This is a genomic window from Pseudothauera nasutitermitis (assembly GCF_004801295.1).
GTDB lineage: Bacteria > Pseudomonadota > Gammaproteobacteria > Burkholderiales > Rhodocyclaceae > Pseudothauera > Pseudothauera nasutitermitis.
In genome coordinates this window covers 57,240-77,786 of sequence record NZ_SSOC01000008.1, presented here as the reverse complement: position 1 = coordinate 77,786, position 20,547 = coordinate 57,240, and the positions used below count along the sequence as shown (strand labels likewise).

Genomic DNA, 20,547 nt, shown 5'->3' with positions numbered 1-20,547 from the left:
GATGAGCGAGCAAAACCCCGAGATCGGCCGCAGCACCGCTGCCGCCGGCATCCGCAGCAATTACCACGACAGCGGCACCGGGCATGCGCTGCTGATGCTCCATGGTTCCGGGCCGGGCGTCAGCGCGTGGGCCAACTGGCGGCTGGTGATGCCGGCACTGGTGCAGCGGGCGCGGGTGATCGCTCCCGACATGGTCGGCTTCGGCTTCACCGAGCGCCCCGCCGGTCAGGTCTATGACATGGACGCCTGGGTCGGCCAGGCGGTGGGCCTGCTCGACGCCTTGCAGATCGAACGCACCGACCTGGTCGGCAACTCCTTCGGCGGCGCACTGGCGCTGGCGCTCGCCATCCGCCACCCGCGGCGGGTGCGCCGGCTGGTGCTGATGGGCAGCGTCGGCGTGCCCTTCGAGATCACCCCGGGGCTGGACGCGGTGTGGGGCTACACGCCGTCCCTCGACAACATGCGCGCGCTGCTCGATCTCTTCGCCTGGGACCGCTCCCTGGTCAACGACGAACTGGCGCGGCTGCGCTACGAGGCCAGCATCCGCCCCGGCTTCCAGGAGTCCTTCGCGGCGATGTTCCCCGCCCCGCGCCAACGCTGGGTGGACGCAATGGCGAGCCGCGAGGCCGACCTCCGCGCGCTGCCGCACGAAACCCTGGTGATCCACGGCCGCGACGACCGGGTCATCCCGCTGGCCAATTCGCTGACCCTGGCCGACTGGATTCCCCGCGCCCAACTGCACGTGTATGGCCGCTGCGGGCACTGGACGCAGATCGAGCACGCCGCGCGCTTCGCCCGCCTGGTCGGCGACTTTGTGGCCGAGGCCGGCGCCGACGAACCCCATCCCCTGAACTGAGAGAGGCGACATGGACAAGGAACTGATCACCCGGCTCGGCGACGAGCTCTACCAGGCGCTGGTCAAGCGCGAAGTGCTCGCGCCGCTGACCGAGCGCCACCCGGAGATCGCCATCGACGACGCCTACCACGTCCAGCAGCGCATGATCGCGCGCCGCCTGGAAGCGGGCGAGCGCGTGGTGGGCAAGAAGATCGGCGTCACCAGCAAGGCGGTGATGAACATGCTGGGCGTGTACCAGCCCGACTTCGGCTACCTGCTCGACGGCATGCTCTACAACGAGGGCGAGGCCATCCCCGCCGACACGCTGATCCAGCCCAAGGCCGAAGGCGAGATCGCCTTCGTGCTCAAGAAGGATCTCAAGGGCCCCGGCGTCACCGCCGCCGACGTGCTGGCCGCCACCGAAGGCGTGATGACCTGCTTCGAGATCGTCGATTCGCGCATCCGCGACTGGAAGATCAAGATCCAGGACACCGTCGCCGACAACGCCTCGTGCGGCGTGTTCGTGCTCGGCGACCGCCTGGTGGACCCGCGCCGGGTGGATCTGAACACCTGCGGCATGGTGCTGGAAAAGAACGGCGAGATCGTCGCCACCGGCGCCGGCGCGGCCGCGCTCGGCGCGCCGGCCAATGCGGTGGCCTGGCTCGCCAACACCCTGGGCGCGCTCGACATCCCCCTCGAGGCCGGCGAAGTGATCCTGTCCGGCTCGCTGGCGATCATGGTGCCGGTGCAGGCCGGCGACAGCCTGCGCGTGACCATCGGCGGCATCGGCGGCTGCTCGGTGCGCTTCGTCTGATTTCAAGGAGACCGCTGAATGAACAAGATCAAATGCGCGCTGATCGGTCCGGGCAACATCGGCACCGATCTGCTCTACAAGCTGAAGAGAAGCCCGGTGCTTGAACCGGTGTGGATGGTGGGCATCGACCCCACCTCCGACGGCCTGGCCCGCGCCCGCGAGCTGGGCCTGAAGACCACCGCCGACGGCGTTGACGGCCTGCTGCCCCACGTGGCCGCCGACGGCGTGCAGATCGCCTTCGACGCCACCAGCGCCTACGTGCATGCCGAGAACAGCCGCAAGCTCAACGAACTCGGGGTGCTGATGATCGACCTCACCCCCGCGGCCATCGGCCCGTACTGCGTGCCGCCGGTGAACCTCGCCGCCCACGTCGGCCGGCGGGAGATGAACGTGAACATGGTCACCTGCGGCGGGCAGGCCACGATTCCGATGGTCGCCGCGGTCTCCCGCGTGCAGCCGGTGGCCTACGGCGAGATCGTCGCCACGGTCTCCAGCCGCTCGGTTGGCCCCGGCACGCGCAAGAACATCGACGAATTCACCCGCACCACCGCCGGCGCGGTGGAAAAGGTGGGCGGCGCCAGGCAGGGCAAGGCCATCATCATCATCAACCCGGCCGAACCGCCCTTGATCATGCGCGACACCATCCACTGCCTGACCGAGACCGAACCGGACCAGGCCGCGATCACCGCATCGGTGCAGGCCATGATCGGCGAAGTGCAGAAGTACGTGCCCGGCTACCGCCTGGTCAATGGCCCCGTGTTCGACGGCAAGCGCGTGTCGATCTTCATGGAGGTCGAGGGCCTGGGCGACTACCTGCCCAAGTACGCCGGCAACCTGGACATCATGACCGCAGCCGCCGCGCGTACCGCCGAGATGTTCGCCGAGGAAATCCTCAAGGGCGAACTGGTCCTCGAACCCGTCACCGCATAAGGAGCCCCGCCATGGAACTGAAGGGCAAGAAGATCACCGTTCATGACATGACCCTGCGCGACGGCATGCACCCCAAGCGCCACCTGATGACGCTGGAACAGATGAAGACCATCGCCCGGGGGCTGGACGAAGCGGGCGTGCCGCTGATCGAAGTCACCCACGGCGACGGCCTGGGGGGCAGCTCGGTCAATTACGGCTTTCCGGCGCACTCGGACGAGGAATACCTGGGCGCGGTGATCCCGCTGATGAAGCAGGCCAAGGTCTCGGCCCTGCTGCTGCCCGGCATCGGCACCGTGGATCACCTGAAGATGGCCCACGAACTGGGCGTGGCGACGATCCGGGTGGCCACCCACTGCACCGAGGCCGACGTCTCCGAACAGCACATCGGCCTGGCCCGCAAGCTCGGCCTGGACACCGTGGGCTTTCTGATGATGAGCCACATGAACAGCCCCGAGGGGCTGGTGACGCAGGCGAGGCTGATGGAAGGCTACGGCGCCAACTGCATCTACATCACCGACTCGGCCGGGCATTTGCTGCCGGACACGGTGAAGGCGCGCCTGGGCGCGGTGCGCGAAGCCTTGAAGCCGGAAACGGAACTGGGTTTCCACGGCCACCACAACCTGGCGATGGGCGTCGCCAACAGCATCGCCGCAATCGAAGCCGGGGCGACGCGCATCGACGCCGCCGCGGCCGGGCTGGGTGCAGGGGCGGGCAACACGCCGATGGAAGTGCTGGTGGCGGTGTGCGAGCTGATGGGCATCGAAACCGGCGTCGACGTGTTCCGGATCCAGGACGTGGCCGAAGACCTAGTGGTGCCGATCATGGACTTCCCGATCCGCATCGACCGGGACGCGCTGACCCTGGGCTACGCCGGGGTGTATGGCTCCTTCCTGCTGTTCGCCAAGCGCGCGGAGAAGAAATACGGCGTATCGGCGCGCGAGATCCTCGTGGAGATGGGCCGGCGCGGCATGGTCGGCGGCCAGGAGGACATGATCGAGGACACCGCGTTGAGCCTCGCCAAGGCAAAAGGAGTGACAGCATGAAACTGGACCGCGCGACCATCGAGAAACTGGCGACCCATCTCGAAACCTGCGAGCTGCAGGCGCAGGACACGCCCAAGATCACCGACGAGCACCCGGACATGGACTGGGACGACGCCTACGCCATCCAGGATGAGATCAAGTGCCGCAAGATCGCCCGCGGCACGCGCATCGTCGGCCTCAAGGCCGGGCTCACCTCCCACGCCAAGATGAAGCAGATGGGCGTGGACACCCCGGTGTTCGGCTTTCTCGCCGATTACTTCGGCGTGCCCGAAGGCGGCGAGATCGACACCGGCAAGCTGATCCATCCCAAGGTCGAGCCGGAAATCGCCTTCGTCACCAAGGCGCCGCTGAAAGGGCCGGGCTGCCACATCGGCGCGGTGCTGGCCGCCACCGACTTCGTCATCCCGGCCATCGAGATCATCGACAGCCGCTACCGCGACTTCAAGTTCGACCTCAAGAGCGTGGTCGCCGACAACTGCTCGTCCAGCCGCTTCGTGGTCGGCGGGCGGATGGGCGACGCGGCCGACCTCGACCTGCGCACCCTCGGCATCGTGCTGGAAAAGAACGGCGAGCCGGTGGCCTTCGGAGCCGGCGCGGCGGTGCTCGGCCATCCGGCGGCGGCCATCGCCATGCTGGCCAACAAGCTGGGCGAAAAAGGCGAGGAAATCCCCGCCGGCACGCTGATCCTGTCCGGCGGCATCACCGAAGCGGTGGCGGTGCAGCCGGGCGACGCGGTGACGCTGCGGGCGCAGCACCTCGGCTCGGTCTCGGTGCGCTTCACCTAGCCCGCCCCCACACAACACGGGCAGCCCCGTTCACGGCCCGCCAGAGGTCGGGGCTGCGTGCGTCCATCGATACAGCAGCACCCATCGCAGCACCACCAGGAGGAGGAGAAAGACATGAAGCTCGGCAGACAATTGGCAGCGGCCACGCTCGCAAGCCTCGCCATCGGCGGCGCGCAGGCCAAGGAAGGCGGCGACCAGTATCCGAACGGCGCGGAAAACTGGCTGGCCGGCGCGGTACCGCCGCCCGGCAACTACTTCATCAACTATTTCGGCTACTACGGCGGCAAACTGCGTGACGGCAACGGCGACAAGGCGCCGGCCGGCAAGGTGGATGCCTGGTTCGACGCGCTGCGCTTCATCCAGGTCACCGAACACCGGATACTGGGCGGCAACTGGGGCTGGCACGTGATCGTGCCGCTGGTGCACCAGAAGGTGGACCTGGGCGGCGCGAAGACGACGAGCGGGCTGGGCGACATCACCGTCAACCCCTTCATCCTCTCCTGGCACGCCGACAACTGGCACTGGGCGGTGGGGCTGGACATCAACCTGCCCACCGGCCGCTACAAGGAAGGCGACCCGCGGCGCAGCATCGGCGCCAACTACTGGAGCGTGGAGCCCCTCGTCGCGCTGAGCTGGATGGGCGATACGGGCTGGGAGGTGTCGGCCAAGTTCATGTACAACATCAAGAGCAAGAACAAGGACTTCCGCCCCGCCCCCGGCGCGCCCAGGATGCGCTACGCATCGGGCGACGAATTTCACTTGGACTACCTCGTCGGCAAGCGTTTCGGCCCGTGGGGCGTGGGCGTCTCCGGCTACTACCTGAAGCAGGTCAACAGCGACAAGCTGGACGGCCACCGGATCGCCGAGAACCCGGGCTTCTGGTCGGCGGGGCGCAAGGGCGAGGTCTTCGCGGCGGGGCCGAGCGTGACCTACACCAACCAGGCCGGCGTGCACTTCATCGGCCAGTGGCAGCACGAAACGCGGGTGCGCAACCGCTTCGGCGGCGACAAGGTCTGGTTCAAGCTGATCATGCCGCTTTGACGCCGCAGGCCCGCCGCGGCGGGCCGGTGCGCAACAACACGGAGGTCCGGCCATGCAACACGGCACATCCACACCGGCCCCCTTGACCCGCATCGCGCGGCGCAGGGCGATACCGGGCAGGGAAGCGGAGTACGAGGCGAGAGTGCGCGAGATGTTCGCGGCGATGCGCAACCGCGCCGGCTTTCTCGGCGCCGACCTGCTGCCGCCCGAGCAGGCCGGCGGCGACTACCAGATCGTGGTGCGCTTCGCTTCCGAAGCGGCGCTGCAGGCCTGGGACGAGTCGCCGGAACGCGCGCACAGCCATGCCCGGCTGCGCGAAGTCGCCGAGGGCGAACCCGAATTCCGCCGCCTCTCCGGGCTGGAAGCCTGGTTCGCGCCGGCGGTGGTGCCGGCCACCATGCACCCGCCGCGCGCCCGCATGGCGGTGGTGACCTGGTTGGGCATCTTCCCCACCGTGTCACTGGTGCTGTGGTTGGTAGCGCCGCTGCTGCAGGCGCTGCCCTTCCTGCTGCGCACCGCGCTGCTGACCGCGCTGATCGTGGCGGTCATGACCTGGGTGGTGATGCCGCGCCTGACCCGGCTGCTGCACGGCTGGCTGGCGGGGCGGCGCAGTGGCTGATTCACCGTGCGCTCCTGGCGGGGCGCCCCCTCTCCCCCGGCCCCTCTCCCGCGAGGGGAGTTCCGGCCGATGGCGCGGGCACGCGCCGCCGGCCCCTCGACAGCAAGGAGCACAATCATGCCATTCGCCCAGATCTACATGATCGAAGGCCGCACCGAAGAACAGAAGCGCGCCGTGATCGAAAAGGTTACCGCCGCGCTGGTCGAGGCGGTCGGCGCACCGAAGGAGAACGTGCGCGTCTGGGTCCACGATGTGCCCAAGGAGAACTGGGGTATCGCCGGCGTTTCCGCCAAATCTCTCGGGCGCTAGTTTTTCCGCCCGCAGCGGCCGTCTCTGTTCAGGCCGTGCCGGTAGCGCGTTCGCTGCGGAAGCGCGCGATGTGTTCGGCAAGGCGGTCGGCGGCGATGGCCTCGCGCAGTTCGGCGGTCAGCGTCTGGTAGTAGCGCAGGTTGTGCACGGTGTTGAGCATGCTGCCGAGGATTTCGCCGGTGCGGTGCAGGTGGTGCAGGTAGGCGCGGCTGAAGTTGCGGCAGGTGTAGCAGTCGCAGCTCGGATCCAGCGGGCGGGTGTCGGCCTTGTGGATGGCGTTCTTGATCTTCAGATCGCCGTAGCGGGTGAACAGCCAGCCGTTGCGCGCGTTGCGCGTGGGCATCACACAATCGAACATGTCGATGCCGGCGGCCACGCCGGCGACGATGTCTTCCGGCGTGCCCACGCCCATCAAATAACGCGGCTTTTCGCGCGGCAGGCGCGGCGCGGTGTGCGCCAAGATGCGCGCCATGTCTTCCTTGGGTTCGCCCACCGACAGCCCGCCGATGGCGAAGCCGTGGAAGCCGATCTCTTCCAGCGCGCCGAGCGATTCGTCGCGCAGGTCTTCATACATGCCGCCCTGCACGATGCCGAACAGCGCGTTGGGGTTTTCCAGGCCGTCGAACGCATCGCGCGAGCGGCGCGCCCAGCGTTGCGACAGGCGCATGGACTTGGCGGCCTCATCGCGGGTGGCCGGGTAGGGCGTGCATTCGTCGAAGATCATCACGATGTCCGAGTTCAGCACGGTCTGGATTTCCATGGAAATCTCGGGGGTGAGGAACAGGCGCGCGCCGTCGATCGGGCTGGCGAACTTCACCCCTTCCTCGCTGATCTTGCGCAGCGCCCCCAGGCTGAACACCTGGAAGCCGCCGGAGTCGGTGAGGATGGGTTTGTCCCAGGCCATGAAGCGGTGCAGCCCCGCGTGCGCGGCGATCACCTCCAGCCCCGGGCGCAGCCACAGGTGGAAGGTGTTGCCCAGGCAGATCTGCGCGCCGATGCCGGCCAGCATGCCGGGCGTCATCGCCTTCACCGTGCCGTAGGTGCCCACCGGCATGAACACTGGGGTTTCCACCACGCCGTGATTCAGGGTGAGACGGCCGCGCCGCGCGCCGCCGGCGGTGCTCAGGAGTTCAAAGTGCATCGTCGCTCCGGGTCAGGAACATGGCGTCGCCGTAGCTGAAGAAGCGGTATTCCTGCGCCACCGCGTGAGCGTAGGCGCGGCGGATGGCCTGCAGGCCGGCGAAGGCCGAGACCAGCATCAGCAGCGTGGACCTGGGCAGATGGAAATTGGTGACCAGGCCGTCGGCGACCTGGAAGCGGAAACCGGGCAGGATGAACAGATCGGTCTCGCCGCTGCCGGCGGCGAGCGGGCCGTCCTGTGCGGCGGCTTCCAGCGCGCGCAGGCTGGTGGTGCCCACCGCGATGACGCGCCCGCCGGCCTGGCGGGTGGCCTCGATGGCGGCCACCGTGGCGGCGGGGATCACGTAGCGCTCGGTGTGCATGTGGTGCTTGCCGAGATCGTTCTCGCGCACCGGCTGGAAGGTGCCGGCGCCCACATGCAGGGTCAGCCAGGCGAGCTGCACGCCGCGCGTCTTCGCCTGGCCGAGCAGCGCGTCGTCGAAATGCAGGCCGGCCGTGGGCGCGGCCACCGAGCCCGGTTCGCGCGCATATACGGTCTGGTAGCGCGCCTCGTCGGCATCGCCGGCGCTGCGCCGGATGTAGGGCGGCAGCGGGAGCTTGCCGTGGCGTTCGAGCAGGGCGAACAGTTCCTCACCGGCGGGAAAACGCAGGTGGAAGAATTCGCCCACCCGGCCCAGCACCTCGACCTCGAAGGCATCGGCCAGGCGCAGCCGGCTACCGGCGCGCGGCGACTTGCTGGCGCGTATCTGGGCGAGCGCCTCGTGCGGGCCGACGGCGCGTTCCACCAGCACCTCCACCTGGCCGCCGCTGTCCTTCACTCCGTGCAGGCGGGCGTGGATCACCCGGGTGTCGTTGAATACCAGCAGATCGCCGGCGCGCAGCAGGGCGGGCAGATCGGTGAACATGCGGTCCACCGGCTCGCCCCGTTCGATCGTCAGCAGGCGGCTGGCGCTGCGTTCGGCCAGCGGAGCCTGGGCAATGCGCTCGGGGGGCAGGGGGTAGTCGAAGTCGTCTAGGGTCAGGGGCATCGGCTTGCTGTGCGCTGCGGTGATCGTGGATAATGCACGGCTTCCCGTGCCGGGATGGCGGAATCGGTAGACGCAGCGGATTCAAAATCCGCCGCCGCAAGGTGTGTGGGTTCGAGTCCCACTCCCGGCACCAGCTCCGGCCCGTCGCGGGTTCCGGTGCTGCACGCCGTTGCAGGGCGTCCGCGGCCGCGGATTCTAACAGACCTCGCCGGCCTCAGACCGGCCTGTCCTTGCTGTTCCCTCGGGTTTTCCGGTCCTGGCCGTGCGGCAGGCGCGGCTGGGGCGTCATCGCCTGGGCGTACAGTCCCACGGCGCGCTGCGCCAGTTCGTCGGCGGAGAGGTCGCGCCAGTCGCGCTGGGCTTCCAGCACGCCGGCGATGATGCGGCGCATTGCCGCGCCGTTGAACGGCAGGGCGTCCGCCGTGGCCTCGTCCCAGGCCGCGCCAGGGCGGTCCTGCGCTGCGGGAGCAGGGTCGTCGTGTGGCCCGTCGGGCCTTCCCATCAGCATCGGTCCTTCGCCGGTGAGCAGCCAGTTGGCACTCATTCCCGTCCTGAGCAGGCCCGCGATGGCGGCCGCTCCGGGTTCGGTGGTACCGCCTTCGTATTTCCGATAGGTGCTCAGCGGGATGCCCGCGATCGAAGCGACTTCACCTTGCTTCATCCGCAGCGCATTGCGTGCCTGCCGGATCCGGTCAGCAAGACTCATCGGCATTTCGGTGCAGAATATCCACCCCGATTCGCGCGGTGGCGCCGCTGCATGACTGATCTGGGGTAGGGGTTTGATTGGCGAGGTGTGCCATATCAGGTATATTTCCTTTCTGGTTGGTATCTGATATGGTTGCTTGTATTGACGAGTTGCCTCATATGGCATCTAATGGCGATAATCGACTGTCCTTGTGCGGTCACTTCTCCCCGTTTCGTCGCGCGCCGACTGATGGTCGAATGCAGCGGTGGTCGGCGGTCGTATCCGTGCGATTTTCCGGAAGTGTCGTACAGCGCCCACGACTGATGCCGTGGCGGTCTGCGCGCGCTTCGCAGGATTGCTGGCAAGGCATGACGGTTCGCGCCACGCAGCAACTCCCCACCGGTTGGACAGGGCAGGGGAGATGGCCGATTCTTTGACGGCGCCGTCCTGATGATACAGTCTATGCCGCAGTCTACCCTTTTTGTCTGACGTCGCAGTAGCACCGTGAAATCGATCGTACCCCGGGATGATCGCCGATGACGGTGGTTATGGGAGCGGATGCTTGCGCCGCCTGATGGATTTTGATCGAATCCCATGGCGAGGGAATAACAACGACCGGCCGGCGCGTCCGGCGGCCCTGTTCATGTCAGATGCCACGGCCACCCTGTTCGGATCGCACCGGCCGCGGATCGAATCCGATCCGCACTGGCTGGCCCGGCTGCCGATGCTGATCGGCATCCTGCTGGCGGCGTTCGGCCTGCCGCTGGCACTGGGGGCCGTCCTGGCGCCCACCGTCCTGATGCGCTGGCTGCCCGTGCTGCAGACCAGCGGCCCCAACTCGCTGCTGGCGCTGGCCTTGCTCGGCGCCGCGGTGATCGCCCTGCGCACCGACCGCCCACACCTCGGCGACCTGTTCGCCGGCGCGGCCCTGTTGCTGGCAGTCGGCCCGCTGCTGCAAGCCCTGCTCGGACTCCATCCGGCCGACGGCGTGCTGCGCCTGATTCTCGACACTCGGCAGGAGCCCGGCCGCGCGGACTTCTGGCCGGGGCGGATGTCGATGTTCAGCAGCATCGGGCTGATGCTCGCGGCGGGCTGCCTGATCATGCTCGGCCGTCTGGCTGGCGGACGCGGCGTGAAGCTGTGGTTCGTCGCGCTCACCGCACTGTTCGCCCTGGGCTTGGTCGGCGTGCTCGGTCCTCTGGTCGAACTGCCGCTGCTGGTGAGCCCGTTCGGCGAGTCGGTGGAAACCGGCATGGGTACTGCCTGCGGGCTGCTCGCCCTGGTGCTGGCGCTGTTCCGCATGGCGGTGGGCGCGCCGCCGGTGGCGGCGTATTTCGCGGGGCGTCCGGACCGCAGCGTGTTTGCGCTCAGTGCGGTGGGTCTGATGGGCATGCTGGTGGTCGGCGGGGTGCTGACCAGCGGCCTGCTGGCCGGCGCGAGCCTGCAGGGGCAGCGCGACGCGCTGGCGGAATCCCTGCGCGCCCACCTGCTGCTGGCCGATGCCGAACTCCGGGTGGCGGGCAGCATCGCCGAGGAAGCCCGGCGCAGGGCCGAAGGCGGGGCGCTGGACTGGTTCGTTGCGCCCGAAAACCTCGCCGGCGCACGTGCCGCGGCGGTCTCGATCCGCATTGAGCCCCCCGGCACCCGGGCGCCACGCGACGGGGGGCTGCGCATGCCGCTCGGGCGGGACGGCGAGGCCGCGCTGACGCTGCGTGCAGGCTGGTGGATCGAAAGCCGGCGCACGCTCGACGCAGAGCGCGGCGACATCGTGGTGGAAATGCCCTTCGCCCCGTTCGATCTGCTCGCCGAGCGCATCGCGGCGCTGGGGCGCAGCGGCGAACTGGTGGTTTGTGGGCAGCCGGACGGGGACGGGATGGAGCACTGCTTTCCCACCCGACGCATCGGACGGGCTTTCGAACGCATGCTGGTGCAGGCGCGCAAGCCGCAACCCACGCCGATGGCCCGTGCGCTGGAGGGGGAGTCGGGTGTGGAGCTGGTGCGCGATTATCGCCAGCGCCGGGTGATGGCGGCCTATGCGCCGATCGCCGGCAGCGCCGCCGGTGTGGTGCTGAAAGTGGATGTGGCCGACCTGCAGGCGCCGCTGCGCCGTACCCTGTGGGGCGGCGTGCTGCTGGTGCTGCTGGTGGCGCTGGCTGGCGGCGCGGTGGTGCATCGCCACGTGAAGCCGCTGCTGCTGCGCCTGAGCCGCACCGAACGGGCGCTCAACCGCGCCCAGGCAGTGGCCCGCGTGGGCAGCTGGTACGCCAGCGCGCGCAGCGGAAGCATCGCCTGGTCGGACGAAACCTACCGCATCTTCGGGGCCGAACGCGGCACTTCGATCAATCACCGGCGGGTGATCAGCGCCATTCACCCCGACGAGCGCGCGCGCGTGCGCGCGGCCTGGCGTTCCGCGCTGGGCGGCGAGCCGCACGACATCGAATACCGCATCCTCGCGGCCGGCAAGACACGCTGGGTGCGCGAGCGCGCGGAGCCCGAATTCGAAAGGGGCGGAACGACCCCTTCCGGCACCACGGGTACGGTGGAGGACGTCTCCGAGCGCAAGGCGCGCGAGGCGGAACTGCTCGATTCGCGCCAGAAACTGCGCGAACTGGCCGCTCACCACGAGAAGCTGCGCGAGGAGGAGCGCACCCATATCGCGCGGGAAATCCATGACGAGTTCGGCCAGCATCTGACCGCCCTGCGCATGGAGGCGGCGCTGCTGCAACTGCAGTTCGGCGAGGACCATCCCGCGCTGGCGCAGCGCGTCAGCGTGATGAAGAAGAGCATCGACCGCACCATCCAGGTGGTACGCGGGGTGGCCAGCAGCCTGCGTCCGGCCGCGCTCGACCTGGGTCTGGGGTCGGCCGCCGAATGGCTGGTCGGGGAATTCAGCACCCGCTCCGGCGTGCATTGCGAACTGAGTCAGCCCGAGCAGGAACTGGAGCTGGATGACGCGCGCGCCACTGTGGTGTTCCGCATCCTGCAGGAGTCGCTGACCAACATCAGCCGCCATGCGGGCGCTTCGCGTGTCGAGGTGGACATCTTCCAGCTCGACGAGAACGTGGTACTGGAAGTGCGCGACGACGGGGGCGGTTTCGATCTGGACGAAGTCCGCGGCAAGAAAACCTTCGGCCTGATGGGCATCCGCGAGCGCGCACGCATGTTCGGCGGCAGCGCGCGGTTCTCCAGCCGGCCTGGGGCCGGTACGAGTCTGCGTGTCGAAATCCCGCTGAAGGATGAGAATGCCGAGGGAGTCATGCCATGATCCGCATCCTGATTGCCGACGACCATGCCATCGTGCGCCAGGGCGTGCGTCAGGTGCTCGCCCTGGCCGGCGACATGGAGGTGGTGGCCGAGGCGCGCGACGGCTGGGAGGTGGTGGAAAGCCTGCGCCGGGGTGGCATCGACCTGCTGATCACCGACATGAGCATGCCGGGGCCGCACGGCGTGGACCTCGTCAAGCGCGTCAAGGATGAACACCCGCGTCTGCCTGTGCTGGTGCTCAGCATGCACGGCGAGGCGCAGATCACCGCGCGCGTGCTCAAGGCCGGGGCCACCGGCTACCTGACCAAGGACAGCGAGCCGGAGGTATTGATCGCCGCGGCGCGCAAGGTGGCGACCGGCGGACGGCATATCGACCTCGCGCTGGCCGAGAAGCTGGTGTTCGAAACCTCGCTGGCCGGCGACCGCCTGCCGCACGAACTCCTTTCCAATCGCGAGTACGAAGTGCTGGTGCGCATCGCGCGCGGCGAAAGCCTCAACGACATCGCCGAGGTGCTGCACGTTTCCGCCAAGACCATCAGCACGCACAAGGCACGCCTGATGCAAAAGCTCAATGTGCATTCCAACGCCGAACTGGTGCGCTACGCGCTGCAGCACGGGCTGGAAGTTTGAGCCTAGCCGGTCGGCTCGCCGCGCGTCCGTTTGCGTGTGCGGGCCACACGGCGGGCGCTGGCCGCGGGGGGAGCAGGCCCATCGTCCGCCGGGGTTTCCCGGGGCGCCGCGTCCTGCGGTGGATGGGGCGTTCGCGTGCCGGTGCCGTGTTCCCGACTGATCGCACGGATCGCCGGATGGATCAGCCGGCGCTCCACGGAGATCGCATAGAACGCGTCGATCACCGGGCTGGCCTCGCCGATGCAGCGCACGCCGTGCTGGCGGCAGACCTGTTCGGCGATCAGCGTGGGCGCCGGGAATACGCCGGCGCCGGCCTCGCCGAAAGCCTTCATCAACGCGCTGTCGTCGAATTCGCCGACGATGCGCGGACGGATGCGGTGTTCCTCCAGCCAGCGCAGCAGGGGCGCGCGCACCGCCGCCTCGGCGCCCGGCAGCAGCAGCGGGGCGCGGTCCAGGGAGGCCGGGAAGCGCTCGCCCAGCGTGGCCGCGAGCGGCTCCGCGGCGAACAGGCTGACCGGGGATTCGGCCAGCTTGTGGCTGTAGCCGCGCACATCCATGTGGGAAGGCAGCGGACTGTCGGCCAGCACCACGTCGAGCTTGTGGATGGCCAGTTCGCCGAGCAGGCGTTCCAGCTTGTCCTCGCGGCAGACGATGCGCATCGGCTCGGGCAGGGCCATCGACGGCGCCAGCAACAGCCAGGCGATGGCCTTCGGTACCACGTCGGCGACGCCCACGCGGAACGGCACCACGCGACCGGCCGAGCGGCTGTTCAGCGCCTCTTCCAGTTCGCTGCCGACGCGGAAGATCTCCTCGGCGTAGGCCAGCACCATCTGTCCGGTTTCGGTCAGCGCCAGGCGGCGGCCCTGGCGGCGGAACAGGGTGATGCCCAGGCTGGCCTCCAGCGCGGCGATCTGGCCCGAGAGCGTCTGCGGCGCCAGGCCGGAGCGTTCGCTGGCGCGCACGATGCCGCCGGCACGCGCGACGTTCCAGAAGTGATGCAGTTGCTTGAAATTGAGCATGCGGCCCCAATGTTCGGAAAAACCGGATAAAGATTCCGTTGAACTCGGATTTTACCGAACAGTCTTAGACGTAGCATTCGGCATGACCGTGAGCATGCCGATCCAGTGCGCAATACAAGGAGACAGGCATGCGAATCGATCTGCGTTGTGATGGCATCGAAGCCAACCCGGGACTGAAGGACTACGTGGCGCGACGGATGCGTTTCGCCATCGGCCGTTTCCGCGACCACATCCAGTGGGCGCGGGTGAAGGTGGCCGATGTGAACGGTCCGCGCGGCGGAACCGACAAGCGCTGTGTGGTACAACTGCGCCTGCGCAACCTGCCGGACGTGATCTTCGCGATCACCGAACTGGAGGTGCGCACCGCGGTGGACCGCGCGGCCGATCGCGTTTCGCGCGTGCTGGCGAGCAGGCTGCAACGCCGCCTCCACGCGCAGCGGATGCCCCAACTGGCCCTGGCCGGTGCCTGAACCGGACCGACCCACAGATTTTTCGCTTTGAACAGGAGGTAGACGTTCCATGGAAAACCGCATGACCACCATGACCCGGTCCGAGGCATCCGTCCTCTCGACCAACAAGGTCATCCGCAACACCTACATCCTGTTGTCGCTCACGCTGGCCTTCTCGGCGGTCGTGGCCGGCATCTCGATGTCGCTGGGCCTGCCGCATCCGGGGCTGATCCTGACCCTGGTGGGCTATTTCGGCCTGCTGTTCCTGACCACCAAGCTGCGCAACAGCTCGGCCGGCATCCTCGCCGTGTTCGCGCTCACCGGCTTCATGGGCTACACCCTGGGGCCGATCCTGTCGTACTACCTGTCCATGCCCAACGGCCACGCCGTGGTCATGCAGGCCATGGGCGGCACCGCGGCGATCTTCCTCGGCCTGTCCGGCTACGCGCTGACCACCCGCAAGGATTTCTCCTTCATGGGCGGCTTCCTGATGGTCGGCATCCTGGTGGCCTTCCTGGCCGGCCTGGGAGCGATCTTCTTCTCCATCCCCGCGCTGTCGCTGGCCGTGTCGGCGATGTTCGTGCTGCTGATGTCCGGTCTGATCCTGTACGAAACCAGCAACATCATCCACGGCGGCGAGACCAACTACATCATGGCCACGGTGACCCTGTACGTGTCCATCTACAACCTCTTCACCAGCCTGCTGCACCTGCTGGGCTTCATGAACAGCGACTGATTCTTCGTCGCCATGCGAGGAACGGGCGGCCCGCGGGCCGCCCGTTTCTGTTTACGCGCGGGTTTGCATCCGCACGCTTCCCCATGGCGGGGGTGGGGGTACAATACGCGCCTCTCAAGTTTGGACGGGTCAGATGAAGACCACCTTTCTGGATTTCGAACAGCCGCTCGCCGACCTCGCGGCCAAGATCGAGGAACTGCGCTTCGTGCAGGATGATTCGGCGGTGGATATCTCCGAGGAGATTGCCCGCCTCGAGGCCAAGAGCCAGACGCTGACCAAGGATCTGTACGCCAAGCTGACCCCCTGGCAGATCGCCCAGGTGGCGCGCCATCCGCAACGTCCCTACACGCTGGATTACCTGCAACTGATCTTCACCGATTTCGAAGAACTGCACGGCGACCGCGCGTTCGCCGACGACAAGGCCATCGTCGGCGGCTTGGCGCGCTTCAACGGGCAGAGCTGCGTGGTCATCGGCCACCAGAAGGGCCGCGACACCAAGGAAAAGATCGCGCGCAATTTCGGCATGCCGCGCCCCGAAGGCTACCGCAAGGCCCTGCGCCTGATGAAACTGGCCGAGAAGTTCGGCCTGCCGGTATTCACCTTCGTGGATACGCCGGGCGCCTATCCCGGCATCGGCGCCGAGGAGCGCGGGCAGTCCGAGGCCATCGGCCACAATCTGTACGTGATGGCCGAACTCAAGGTGCCCATCATCACCACCATCATCGGCGAGGGCGGTTCCGGCGGCGCGCTGGCCATCGCCGTGGCCGATCAGGTGCAGATGCTGCAGTACTCCACCTATTCGGTGATCTCGCCGGAAGGCTGCGCGTCCATCCTGTGGAAGAGCGCGGAAAAGGCTTCCGAGGCCGCCGAGACCATGGGCATCACCGCCGCGCGCCTGAAGTCCCTGGGTTTGATCGACAAGGTGGTCAACGAGCCGGTGGGCGGCGCCCACCGCGATTACCGCGCGATGGCGCAGAACCTGAAGCGCGCGCTGACCGATTCGCTGCGCCAACTGGCCGATCTGACCCCTGCGCAACTCGTCGAACAGCGCTTCGAGAAGCTCATGGGGCACGGTCGCTTCAAGGAACAGAAGGTCGCCTGACGGCGGCCCTCGCACTCTTCATGCGTCCCCCGGCGTGCGCGCCGCTGCAGGACGAACTGGCGGCGGCCTTGCGGGCCGCCGCCGTGTTTCCCGGCGCCACTTTGTGCTGCGCATTCAGCGGCGGCGTGGATTCCAGCGTGCTGCTGCACGGGCTGGCCGCGCTGCGCGGCACGTTCGGCTTTCGCCTGGAAGCCGCGCACGTTCATCATGGATTGAGTCCGCACGCCGATGCGTGGGCCACGCATTGCATGGCGGTGTGCGCCGCGCTGGCAGTGCCGCTGCGGGTTTTCCGCGTCGAGGTCGAGCGTGGCGCGCCGGATGGCTTGGAGGCGGCCGCACGGCGTGCGCGGCATGCGGTGCTGGGCAGCCTGGCTTGCGACTGGCTGGTGTTCGGCCATCACCAGGACGATCAGGCCGAAACCCTGTTGTTCCGTCTGCTGCGCGGCACCGGCGTGCGCGGCGCGGCGGCGATGGCGGAGCATGAGGCGGGTCGGCCCGGCGTGCTGCGGCCCTTGTTCGGCGTGCGCCGCGAACGCATCGAATCCGCCGCCCGCGCAGCCGGGCTGGCGTGGGTGGAGGATGAGAGCAACGCCAGGCTGGCGCATGCGCGCAACCGTCTGCGCCATCGTGTGTTGCCGGTGCTGGAAGCGGCTTTTCCCGCCGCGGTGCCGGCGCTGGTGCGCGCCGCCGAAAATTTCCGCGAGGCTGATGGGCTGCTCGATGAATTGGCCGCGCTGGATGAGGCGACCTGCGGCGGCCGTGTGCTGAGGCTGGAGGCCGTGCTCGCGCTGCCCTCGGCGCGTCTGCGCAATCTGCTGCGCTGGCAGGTACGGCGCTTCGGGGTCTTGCCGCCGGTGCGTGCCCGCCTGCTGGAAGTCGAACGCCAGTTGCGCGAGGCGGCCGTGCAGGCGCCCTTGCGCATGGCGTTTGGTGATCTGGCGTGCTGCGCCTATCGCGGCCGTTTGTGGCTGGAGCCGGCCGAGACGGCGGCGCCGCAGGCGTGCGCATGGCGCGGCGAGCCGGTGCTGCCTTGGGGCGACGGCGAGGTGCTGCTGCGTCCGGCCGAGGGGCTGGGGCTGAGTGCGGCGGCGCTGCAGGGCGCCGCTTCGGTGCGCTTGCGCTGCCGCTGGCCGGGCCTGGCGATGCGTTTGGAGGCGGGGCGGCCGCGCCGCGCGTTCAAGCAGCTCTGCCAGGAAGCCGGCGTGCCGCCCTGGCTGCGCGGGCGCCTGCCGGTGCTGGAGGCCGATGGCGAGGCGGTGTGGATCGGCGGTATCGGCTGCGCCGGGGCCTGGCGCGCAGGGCACGGTGAGGCGGGCGTGGAGCCGCTCTGGCGTTCCGGCTGAGCATGCCCGGGCGCCGGCAGGAACGCGGGCGGGTGTTCAGGCGCGCGTGCCGGTGAGCATCTGCGCGAGTTCGACCGCCGAACGCACGCCCATCTTGTCGAAGATCTTGGCGCGATGGGCTTCCACGGTGCGCATCGAGATGCCCAACTGGTCGGCGATGACCTTGTTGAACTTGCCTTCCAGGATCAGCGTCATCACTTCGCGTTCGCGCGCGGTCAGGGTGACCAGGCGGGCCTCGACGGTTTCGCGGCCGGCGGCGGCGCGGTGGCGTTCGGCGTCGGTCGCCAGGGCCTTTTCCACCACGGTGATCAGTTCATTGTCGCCGAAGGGTTTTTCGAGGAAGTCGAAGGCCCCCTTCTTCAATGCGCCGACCGCCATCGGCACGTCGCCGTGGCCGGTGATGAACACCACGGGCAACTGGCAGTCGCGCGCGAGCAGGGTGTCGAAGCATTCCAGCCCGCTCATGCCTTTCATGCGGATGTCCAGCACGATGCAGCCACGCCAGTCGGGCTGCCAGGCGGCGAGGAACTCTTCCGCGCCGGGCCACAGCGTGCAGGCGATGCCGCGTGTGCGGAACTGCCATTCGAGGGCGTCGCGGATGGCTTCGTCGTCGTCGATGATGTGGGCGCGGGCGGTGGTCATGCGGGTTGCACCGGAAGCGAAAGGATGAAGATGGTACCGCCTTCGGGGTTGGCTTCGAAACCGAGGCGTCCGCGGTGCAGTTCGGCGATGGAGCGGCAGATGTTGAGGCCCATGCCCATGCCTTCCTGCTTGGTGGTGAAGAAGGGCTCGAACAGCCGGCGCGCGGCTTCCGGCGGGATGCCGTGGCCGAGGTCGGCCACGCGCACGACCAGCAGATCGTCCTCCAGGCCGGTGGTGATGCGCACGCTGCGGCGGCCCGGCGGGTTGTCGCGCATGGCGTCCATGGCGTTGCGCACCAGGTTCACCAGGATCTGTTCGATCATCACCGGGTCGGCGTCGATTTCCGGCAGGCGGTCGGCGAGCTGGGTGAGCACGCGCATGCGCCGCTTGCGCGTGTCGCCCTCGAACAGTTCCAGGGCGTCGCGGATGGTGGCGTTGATGTCCACCGGCACGCGCTTGGGCTCGGAGCGCCGCACGAAGTCGTGGACGCGGCGGATGATCTCGCCGGCGCGCTGGGCCTGGCGGCCCAGCCGGGCGTGGATGTCGCGCAGTTCGGCGCGGTCGATCTCGCCGCCGGCGTCCAGCCGGTAGATGCAGCCGCTGTTGTAGCTGGAGATGGCGGCCAGCGGCTGGTTGAGTTCGTGGGCCAGAGTGGAGGCCATTTCGCCCATGGTGATCAGGCGCGAGGTGGCCTGCAGGCGTTCTTCCTGCTGTCGGGCGAGTTCCTCGGCGCGCTTCTGCTCGGTGATGTCGAGCACCGAGCCCATCCAGCCGCTGTGCCGGCCCTGGCTGTCGATCAGCGGGGCTTCGAACACCAGTGCATCCAGGCGGGTGCCGTCCTTGCGCCGCAGGCGCAGTTCCACCCCTTCGCGCGGCGTGCCGCCGTTCATGATGATGTCGTGCATCTCCTGGGTGCGCTCGATGTATTCGGGGTCCCAGTAGGGCATGGGCGGCGGGCGGCCGATGAGCTCCTCGGCGCTGTAGCCGACCATGCGGCAGAAGGCCGGATTGACGTGGGTGAGCCGGCCCTGGCGGTCGCGTGCGCGCAGGCCGGTGATGACGGAGTTCTCCATGGCGTTGCGGAATGCGGTCTCGCGCAGCAGCGCGGCTTCCGCGGCCTGGCGGCGGGCGAGTTGCAGGCGCAGTTGCCAGATGCTCCAGACGATCACCGCGCCGAACAGGACGATGGAGGCGATCAGCAGCAATGGCATCCAGCGGGTTTCGCCCCGGTAGGCGGTGATGCGCAGCATCAGGCCGTGGCCGGGTGGGTCGAAGGGGGTAGTGTAGCTGCGGTGGGCTTCCAGCGGGGCGATCTTGGTCTTCGCGGCGATTTCGCGGCCGTCGGGGTCGAGGACTTCCACCCGGTAGCGCTCGGAGAACCACCAGGGGAGTTCCCGGCTGATGAGGTCGGAGAGCGAATACACGCCGGCGACCGTGCCGAGGAAGGCTTCTCCCGACCACGCCGGGGTATGCACCTCGAACTGGTGATGGGCGCCGGCGGCCTGGTAGGCGGGGCCATAGACCGCGCGGCCGACGGCATGGGCCAGGGTGGCGACCGAGGCGGAGGTGGCGGTGAGGCTGTCTTCTCCCCCCGCTCCGCTGCGGGGCTGGGGCGGGAAGGCCCCCAGGGGCGTGCCGTCCGGGCCGAGCCAGAACACGCGGACGAGGCTGCGGTCCTGGCTCATCAGCTGCTTCAACTGGGCCTCGGCCTGCGCCGGCAGGCGCGCGGCGCCCAGCAGGTCGGGGCCGAGCTGGCGCAGGATGGATTCGTTGCGGTCGAGCTGGAAGCGCAGGCTCTGCTCCATCCACAGCACGTCGCTGATCAAGGTGGTCTGCTGCTCGTCGGCGTCGTACTGGCGCACCAGCCAGACCAGCAGCACGATGCTGGCGATCAGCAGAGCCAGGGCGAAATAGGGCAGCAGCAGACCGAACCAGCGCGTGCGGTCCGGTTCGTGGGCGTCGTGGAAGGGCGCCGCGGGATGGGCGGGGACGGACCCGGGTGGTATTTCGCTCATCGAAAGTCTTTAATTGATACGGTTATCCGAGCGCTTGCGGTCTTCCACAATAGCCTTGTTCGCAGGCGTGTAACAAGATGCTGCGATCTCCTGACGGGCCTTGCCCGCATCGGGGGCG

The 20,547-nt window shown here is 68.3% G+C and carries 20 protein-coding genes and 1 tRNA gene; 15 read left to right on the top strand and 6 right to left on the bottom strand.

Features of this window, described 5'->3' with window-relative positions:
- Position 1: 1 nt before the first annotated feature.
- The 8 genes from E6C76_RS19525 to E6C76_RS19490 all read left to right on the top strand — a co-directional run bounded on the left by E6C76_RS19525 (position 2) and on the right by E6C76_RS19490 (position 6,376).
- Complete coding sequence (locus E6C76_RS19525) at positions 2-856, top strand: alpha/beta fold hydrolase (protein WP_211090295.1); 855 nt, start codon at positions 2-4, stop codon at positions 854-856.
- A gap of 10 nt (positions 857-866) precedes the next feature.
- The gene (dmpE, locus tag E6C76_RS19520; RefSeq protein ID WP_136349936.1) at positions 867-1,649 is read left to right on the top strand and encodes a 2-oxopent-4-enoate hydratase; all 783 of its coding nucleotides are present in this window, start codon (positions 867-869) and stop codon (positions 1,647-1,649) included.
- Between the two features lie 18 nt (positions 1,650-1,667).
- A complete protein-coding gene (locus tag E6C76_RS19515) occupies positions 1,668-2,579 on the top strand; it encodes an acetaldehyde dehydrogenase (acetylating) (RefSeq protein WP_136349935.1) in 912 nt (303 codons plus the stop codon).
- Between the two features lie 11 nt (positions 2,580-2,590).
- Entirely contained in the window at positions 2,591-3,622 is a 1,032-nt protein-coding gene (dmpG, locus tag E6C76_RS19510; RefSeq protein ID WP_136349934.1) for a 4-hydroxy-2-oxovalerate aldolase, read from the top strand.
- Complete coding sequence (gene dmpH / locus E6C76_RS19505) at positions 3,619-4,407, top strand: 2-oxo-3-hexenedioate decarboxylase (RefSeq protein WP_136349933.1); 789 nt, start codon at positions 3,619-3,621, stop codon at positions 4,405-4,407. The genes dmpG and dmpH overlap by 4 nt, the downstream gene beginning before the upstream one ends.
- 114 nt (positions 4,408-4,521) lie before the next feature.
- Positions 4,522-5,448 carry a SphA family protein gene (locus E6C76_RS19500; RefSeq protein ID WP_136349932.1) on the top strand — a complete coding sequence of 309 codons (927 nt, stop codon included), beginning with the start codon at positions 4,522-4,524 and terminating at the stop codon, positions 5,446-5,448.
- Positions 5,449-5,500: 52 nt separating this feature from the next.
- Positions 5,501-6,067, top strand: coding sequence for an antibiotic biosynthesis monooxygenase (locus tag E6C76_RS19495; RefSeq protein WP_136349931.1), 567 nt, complete (start codon positions 5,501-5,503; stop codon positions 6,065-6,067).
- Positions 6,068-6,136: 69 nt separating this feature from the next.
- The gene (locus E6C76_RS19490; RefSeq protein WP_136349930.1) at positions 6,137-6,376 is read left to right on the top strand and encodes a 2-hydroxymuconate tautomerase; all 240 of its coding nucleotides are present in this window, start codon (positions 6,137-6,139) and stop codon (positions 6,374-6,376) included.
- 28 nt (positions 6,377-6,404) lie between these two features.
- On the opposite strand, the gene tgt is transcribed toward E6C76_RS19490, so the two are convergent.
- Both tgt and queA read right to left on the bottom strand, forming a co-directional pair.
- The gene (tgt, locus tag E6C76_RS19485; RefSeq protein ID WP_136349929.1) at positions 6,405-7,517 is read right to left on the bottom strand and encodes a tRNA guanosine(34) transglycosylase Tgt; all 1,113 of its coding nucleotides are present in this window, start codon (positions 7,515-7,517) and stop codon (positions 6,405-6,407) included.
- The gene (gene queA / locus E6C76_RS19480; protein ID WP_136349928.1) at positions 7,507-8,544 is read right to left on the bottom strand and encodes a tRNA preQ1(34) S-adenosylmethionine ribosyltransferase-isomerase QueA; all 1,038 of its coding nucleotides are present in this window, start codon (positions 8,542-8,544) and stop codon (positions 7,507-7,509) included. The genes tgt and queA overlap by 11 nt, the downstream gene beginning before the upstream one ends.
- A 48-nt stretch (positions 8,545-8,592) precedes the next feature.
- On the opposite strand from queA, the gene E6C76_RS19475 reads away from it, so the two are divergent.
- Positions 8,593-8,677: transfer RNA gene (locus E6C76_RS19475), tRNA-Leu, on the top strand.
- 81 nt (positions 8,678-8,758) lie between these two features.
- Here the strand turns inward: E6C76_RS19475 and E6C76_RS19470 are convergent.
- Positions 8,759-9,250 (bottom strand): helix-turn-helix domain-containing protein, encoded by a 492-nt coding sequence (locus tag E6C76_RS19470; RefSeq protein ID WP_168734390.1) that lies wholly within the window; start codon positions 9,248-9,250, stop codon positions 8,759-8,761.
- Positions 9,251-9,872: 622 nt separating this feature from the next.
- Between E6C76_RS19470 and E6C76_RS19465 the strand changes: the two genes are divergently transcribed.
- The gene (locus E6C76_RS19465) at positions 9,873-12,494 is read left to right on the top strand and encodes a histidine kinase (protein ID WP_168734389.1); all 2,622 of its coding nucleotides are present in this window, start codon (positions 9,873-9,875) and stop codon (positions 12,492-12,494) included.
- Positions 12,491-13,123: a response regulator gene (locus tag E6C76_RS19460; protein WP_136349925.1), complete on the top strand. Its 633-nt coding sequence runs from the start codon at positions 12,491-12,493 to the stop codon at positions 13,121-13,123. Before E6C76_RS19465 ends, E6C76_RS19460 begins: the two co-directional genes overlap by 4 nt.
- A 2-nt stretch (positions 13,124-13,125) precedes the next feature.
- Here the strand turns inward: E6C76_RS19460 and nhaR are convergent, their stop codons facing one another.
- On the bottom strand, positions 13,126-14,142 hold the full coding sequence (nhaR, locus tag E6C76_RS19455; RefSeq protein ID WP_136349924.1) for a transcriptional activator NhaR: 1,017 nt from the start codon (positions 14,140-14,142) through the stop codon (positions 13,126-13,128).
- 128 nt (positions 14,143-14,270) lie between these two features.
- Between nhaR and E6C76_RS19450 the strand changes: the two genes are divergently transcribed.
- The 4 genes from E6C76_RS19450 to tilS all read left to right on the top strand — a co-directional run bounded on the left by E6C76_RS19450 (position 14,271) and on the right by tilS (position 17,772).
- Entirely contained in the window at positions 14,271-14,612 is a 342-nt protein-coding gene (locus tag E6C76_RS19450; protein WP_136349923.1) for an HPF/RaiA family ribosome-associated protein, read from the top strand.
- 49 nt (positions 14,613-14,661) lie between these two features.
- On the top strand, positions 14,662-15,327 hold the full coding sequence (locus tag E6C76_RS19445; protein ID WP_136349922.1) for a Bax inhibitor-1/YccA family protein: 666 nt from the start codon (positions 14,662-14,664) through the stop codon (positions 15,325-15,327).
- Positions 15,328-15,460: 133 nt separating this feature from the next.
- Positions 15,461-16,429 carry an acetyl-CoA carboxylase carboxyltransferase subunit alpha gene (locus E6C76_RS19440; RefSeq protein ID WP_136349921.1) on the top strand — a complete coding sequence of 323 codons (969 nt, stop codon included), beginning with the start codon at positions 15,461-15,463 and terminating at the stop codon, positions 16,427-16,429.
- A 20-nt stretch (positions 16,430-16,449) separates the two neighbouring features.
- Entirely contained in the window at positions 16,450-17,772 is a 1,323-nt protein-coding gene (gene tilS, locus E6C76_RS19435) for a tRNA lysidine(34) synthetase TilS (protein WP_136349920.1), read from the top strand.
- A 36-nt stretch (positions 17,773-17,808) separates the two neighbouring features.
- On the opposite strand, the gene E6C76_RS19430 is transcribed toward tilS, so the two are convergent.
- Positions 17,809-18,414 carry a response regulator transcription factor gene (locus tag E6C76_RS19430; protein ID WP_136349919.1) on the bottom strand — a complete coding sequence of 202 codons (606 nt, stop codon included), beginning with the start codon at positions 18,412-18,414 and terminating at the stop codon, positions 17,809-17,811.
- Complete coding sequence (locus tag E6C76_RS19425) at positions 18,411-20,429, bottom strand: sensor histidine kinase (RefSeq protein WP_136349918.1); 2,019 nt, start codon at positions 20,427-20,429, stop codon at positions 18,411-18,413. The genes E6C76_RS19430 and E6C76_RS19425 overlap by 4 nt, the downstream gene beginning before the upstream one ends.
- Positions 20,430-20,547: the final 118 nt, after the last annotated feature.

Bases quoted from the DNA above. Each gene is read 5' to 3' on its own strand.
- E6C76_RS19525 (WP_211090295.1), top strand. From the start codon at position 2: ATGAGCGAGCAAAACCCCGAGATCGGCCGCAGCACCGCTGCCGCCGGC.
- dmpE (WP_136349936.1), top strand. From the start codon at position 867: ATGGACAAGGAACTGATCACCCGGCTCGGCGACGAGCTCTACCAGGCG.
- E6C76_RS19515 (WP_136349935.1), top strand. From the start codon at position 1,668: ATGAACAAGATCAAATGCGCGCTGATCGGTCCGGGCAACATCGGCACC.
- dmpG (WP_136349934.1), top strand. From the start codon at position 2,591: ATGGAACTGAAGGGCAAGAAGATCACCGTTCATGACATGACCCTGCGC.
- dmpH (WP_136349933.1), top strand. From the start codon at position 3,619: ATGAAACTGGACCGCGCGACCATCGAGAAACTGGCGACCCATCTCGAA.
- E6C76_RS19500 (WP_136349932.1), top strand. From the start codon at position 4,522: ATGAAGCTCGGCAGACAATTGGCAGCGGCCACGCTCGCAAGCCTCGCC.
- E6C76_RS19495 (WP_136349931.1), top strand. From the start codon at position 5,501: ATGCAACACGGCACATCCACACCGGCCCCCTTGACCCGCATCGCGCGG.
- E6C76_RS19490 (WP_136349930.1), top strand. From the start codon at position 6,137: ATGGCGCGGGCACGCGCCGCCGGCCCCTCGACAGCAAGGAGCACAATC.
- tgt (WP_136349929.1), bottom strand. From the start codon at position 7,517: ATGCACTTTGAACTCCTGAGCACCGCCGGCGGCGCGCGGCGCGGCCGT.
- queA (WP_136349928.1), bottom strand. From the start codon at position 8,544: ATGCCCCTGACCCTAGACGACTTCGACTACCCCCTGCCCCCCGAGCGC.
- E6C76_RS19470 (WP_168734390.1), bottom strand. From the start codon at position 9,250: ATGAGTCTTGCTGACCGGATCCGGCAGGCACGCAATGCGCTGCGGATG.
- E6C76_RS19465 (WP_168734389.1), top strand. From the start codon at position 9,873: ATGTCAGATGCCACGGCCACCCTGTTCGGATCGCACCGGCCGCGGATC.
- E6C76_RS19460 (WP_136349925.1), top strand. From the start codon at position 12,491: ATGATCCGCATCCTGATTGCCGACGACCATGCCATCGTGCGCCAGGGC.
- nhaR (WP_136349924.1), bottom strand. From the start codon at position 14,142: ATGCTCAATTTCAAGCAACTGCATCACTTCTGGAACGTCGCGCGTGCC.
- E6C76_RS19450 (WP_136349923.1), top strand. From the start codon at position 14,271: ATGCGAATCGATCTGCGTTGTGATGGCATCGAAGCCAACCCGGGACTG.
- E6C76_RS19445 (WP_136349922.1), top strand. From the start codon at position 14,662: ATGGAAAACCGCATGACCACCATGACCCGGTCCGAGGCATCCGTCCTC.
- E6C76_RS19440 (WP_136349921.1), top strand. From the start codon at position 15,461: ATGAAGACCACCTTTCTGGATTTCGAACAGCCGCTCGCCGACCTCGCG.
- tilS (WP_136349920.1), top strand. From the start codon at position 16,450: ATGCGTCCCCCGGCGTGCGCGCCGCTGCAGGACGAACTGGCGGCGGCC.
- E6C76_RS19430 (WP_136349919.1), bottom strand. From the start codon at position 18,414: ATGACCACCGCCCGCGCCCACATCATCGACGACGACGAAGCCATCCGC.
- E6C76_RS19425 (WP_136349918.1), bottom strand. From the start codon at position 20,429: ATGAGCGAAATACCACCCGGGTCCGTCCCCGCCCATCCCGCGGCGCCC.